General features: G+C 73.5%; 3 protein-coding genes and 1 pseudogene. 1 reads left to right on the forward strand and 3 read right to left on the reverse strand.

The features are described from left to right. Positions 1-44: 44 nt before the first annotated feature. The 3 genes from ACFXAM_RS38335 to ACFXAM_RS38345 all read right to left on the reverse strand — a co-directional run bounded on the left by ACFXAM_RS38335 (position 45) and on the right by ACFXAM_RS38345 (position 2,173). Positions 45-770 carry a DUF305 domain-containing protein gene (locus ACFXAM_RS38335; RefSeq protein ID WP_380298530.1) on the reverse strand — a complete coding sequence of 242 codons (726 nt, stop codon included), beginning with the start codon at positions 768-770 and terminating at the stop codon, positions 45-47. Next, the gene (locus ACFXAM_RS38340) at positions 767-1,453 is read right to left on the reverse strand and encodes a DUF3105 domain-containing protein (protein WP_380298531.1); all 687 of its coding nucleotides are present in this window, start codon (positions 1,451-1,453) and stop codon (positions 767-769) included. The genes ACFXAM_RS38335 and ACFXAM_RS38340 overlap by 4 nt, the downstream gene beginning before the upstream one ends. Positions 1,454-1,588: 135 nt before the next feature. Then, the gene (locus tag ACFXAM_RS38345; protein WP_380298533.1) at positions 1,589-2,173 is read right to left on the reverse strand and encodes a hypothetical protein; all 585 of its coding nucleotides are present in this window, start codon (positions 2,171-2,173) and stop codon (positions 1,589-1,591) included. 253 nt (positions 2,174-2,426) lie between these two features. Here ACFXAM_RS38345 and ACFXAM_RS38350 point away from each other — a divergent pair. Continuing rightward, positions 2,427-3,064, forward strand: a pseudogene (locus tag ACFXAM_RS38350) (hypothetical protein); the annotation flags it as partial.

A 3,064-nucleotide genomic window follows, 5' to 3' on the forward strand; every position in this document is an offset into this window, starting at 1 on the left:
GGGCGAACCGTCCACCGCCCCGGCCGCCGGGTGCGTCGGATGCGTCAGGAGGCCGGCACGCCGGGGGCGGCGCCGCGCTCCTTGAGCATGTCGGTGATCAGGTCGATCTCCGCGCTCTGGCCGACCACCATCGACTGCGCGAGCCGCTTCTCCGCCTCGTTGCGTGCCATGTCGACATAGCCCTGGGCCATCTCCACGCCGCCCTTGTGGTGCTCCAGCATCAGCTGCAGGTAGAACACCTCGGCGTCCCGCCCGCTCAGCGAACGGAGCTTGGTGAGCTGCGTGGTGGTGGCCATCCCGGGCATCAGCGAGCCGTCGTGCGCCTGGTAGTCGGCGCCGTGGCCGTGGCCGCCCATCGCCATCCAGGCCATCGGCTTGGCCGTGGAGTGCTGGGTGAGCCCCCACTGGTCGAGCCAGCCCATCATCATGCCGCGCTGGTTGGCCTGGGTGTTGATGATGTCGAACGCCAGGGTGCGGGTCGGCTCGTCCGACGTCCGGTCGCGGACGATGAACGACAGGTCCACCGCCTGCTGGTGGTGGGTCGACATGTCACGGGCGAAGCCGGCCTCGGGCGAGGTGTCCGCCGGCACGCTGAGCGAGGAGGACCCGGAGGCGGGACTCCCGCCCGCCACCAGGGCCGGCACGCCGAGCGCGAGGGCGAGCGCGGCGGCCAGCGCGGCCGGCCACCAGATCCGCCGGCGCGCGGCCGCGCGGTCCGTCTCCGTGCCGTCCGGCGGGTCCCCGGCGGTGCCGTCCTCGGCGGCGGTCACATCGACCCCATCGTGCAGGAGGCGCCCGGCTCCTGGGTCTGCTTGCCCTGGACGTACTTGGTGAAGAACTGGTTCACCCGGGGGTCACTGGCGCTGTCCACGGTGAGCTGGGTCGACCAGGCGCTCAGGGTGATGGTGCCCTGCTCGTCCGGGTACGGGCTCATCAGCGAGTACGGGGTGGCCTTGACCTTGTCCGAGAGGGTCTTGATGTCGTCCGGGGTGGCCTTGCCGTTGTACGTCACCCAGACCGCGCCGTGCTCCAGCGAGTGGACGGCGCGCTCGTTCTCGACCGGCTGGTCGTAGACGGTGCCCATGCAGTCCAGCCAGATCGCGTTGTGGTCGCCACCGACCGGCGGGGTCTGCGGGTAGGTGACCTTCTCCTTGACGTGGTTGCGGGTCAGGTCGCCGAAGGTCTGCACGCCGTCGATCGGGGCCGCGGCGGCGGCCTCCTTGGCCTTCTTGTCCTGGTTGGCGTCGACCACGATCCAGGTGCCGGTGGCTATCGCCGCGATCACCAGCACACCGGCGACCGTGCCGGCGATGATCTTGTTGCGGCGGTCGCGGCGCTGCTCGGCCGCGCGCAGCTCGGCGATCCGGGCACGGCGGTCGTTGCTCGCCTGCTTGGCGCTCGGCTTGTTGCCCGGTGCCTTGTTCGGCTGAGTCTGCTTGGAGGCGGAACCCATGTGGTGTCCTTGTCCCCGTCGCGCATCGGGCGCGGCGGTCTGGAAGAGATGGCGGGAAGGGGCGGCTCCGTCGGTCCCGCCCGTCCGGCGACACACTGGTCGGCGGGGAGGGCCGGGTCCGGCGGCGGGTTCCGCTCAGGACCGGTGTACTTGGAGTTCGTGCAGGTCGGGTGCGGGGTGCGGACCGACCAGCAGTCCGGCGGGCACGACCCGGGGCAGCGCCTCGGGGGCCGTGGCCGGCGGCGCCGCGGCGGGCTGCGGGTGCGGCGGCGGGTTGGGGAGCTGGGCGTCCTGGGCGCAGTACGGGTGGCTGGAACAGCCGTTGTTGCGGTGCGGCGGGTCGCCGTCGACCGAGCACCAGGTCCAGTGCCGGTGGCTCTCCGCGCGGATCCGGTCGCCGAGGGTCTGCGGCGCGGTGGCCGGACCGGTGGCGGCGTTGCCGTCGCCGTGCGGGTGGACCGGGGTGGCGAACGCGGCGCCGGCCGCGATGACGCCGGCCGTGGTGGTACCGGCGGACACGCCGGACGGGGGACCCGCCGGGGGGTCGGCCGGGACGGTCACCGGGAAGCCGGTCCGCTCGGCCGTGACCGCCTTGGCGTGCGCCGTGCACGGCAGCGCCAGCAGCAGTCCGGCCAGCAGCAGGATCCACAGCGCGCCCACCGGGCGGGCCGCGAGTGCGGTCCTCCCCGGCCGGGGGGTGCTGGGGGCCGACGCGGTCATGCGCACATTTAATCAGCCGAACGAGTGAAGCGAGCCCCCTCCTCGGTTCTCATTTTCGGCCCCGGAGCCGCCGTAATACCCCGGAAACACCCTGGTCGGGGCGGTTCGGTCGACTGCGGGAGGAACGGAAACGAAACGGGCAGCGAACCCGGTGATCGATATCGGCCGATGTGCGCGCGGTTGTCGCCGAAACCCGGACAGCGTGGTGGTGCTTGGGGACAATGACGTCGAGCCAGCGACCAGGAGCCGCCAGATGACCAAGCAGGGTGCACCCGCGCAGCAGCAGCACCGGCCGGACGACGGCTGGTGGGACACGGTCTACGCGGGACCGGCCGGCACCCTGCCCGACACTCCGGACGCGCAGTCGGGGGAGGGCAGCGTCGACGACTGGTTCGAGACGGCGGCCGGACTCATTGGGCAGCAGCGGAGCGCGCCGCCCGAGGAGGAGGCGCCGGTGACGGTGCCGGAGGCGGCGCCGGAGACGCCGGAGGCCGGCGAGGAGGTGCTGGAGCGGGACAGCATCGACGACTGGTTCGACACCGCCGTCGGCGTGATCGCGCCGCAGGCCCCGGCCGCCGAGCCCCCGGCCGTCGAGGGCCCGGTCGTCGAGCCCCCGGTCGTCGAGGGCCCGGCCACCGCTGCTCCGGTGGCCGACGAGACGCACCGCTTCCCCGCCCCCTTCTGGGCGACGGACGCCCGGGTGCCGGAACCGCGCTCCAAGCCCGGGGCCGGGGCCGCGGCGGCTCCGACCCCGGAACCGGAGCCGCAGCCGGAACCGGAGCCCGAAGCGAAGCCGGAACCGGAACCCGACCCCGTGCCGCTGCCGGCCGTCGCGGCCGAGCCGGAGCCCGAGCACGCCGCCGAGCCCGAGCCCGCGGCAGTTCAGTTGAT

The sequence above is a fragment of the Kitasatospora sp. NPDC059462 genome (genome assembly GCF_042749955.1).
In the GTDB taxonomy this organism is placed as follows: Bacteria; Actinomycetota; Actinomycetes; order Streptomycetales; family Streptomycetaceae; genus Kitasatospora.

Coding starts and splice junctions, on each gene's coding strand:
- ACFXAM_RS38340 (WP_380298531.1), bottom strand. CDS start 1,453: ATGGGTTCCGCCTCCAAGCAGACTCAGCCGAACAAGGCACCGGGCAAC.
- ACFXAM_RS38345 (WP_380298533.1), bottom strand. CDS start 2,173: ATGACCGCGTCGGCCCCCAGCACCCCCCGGCCGGGGAGGACCGCACTC.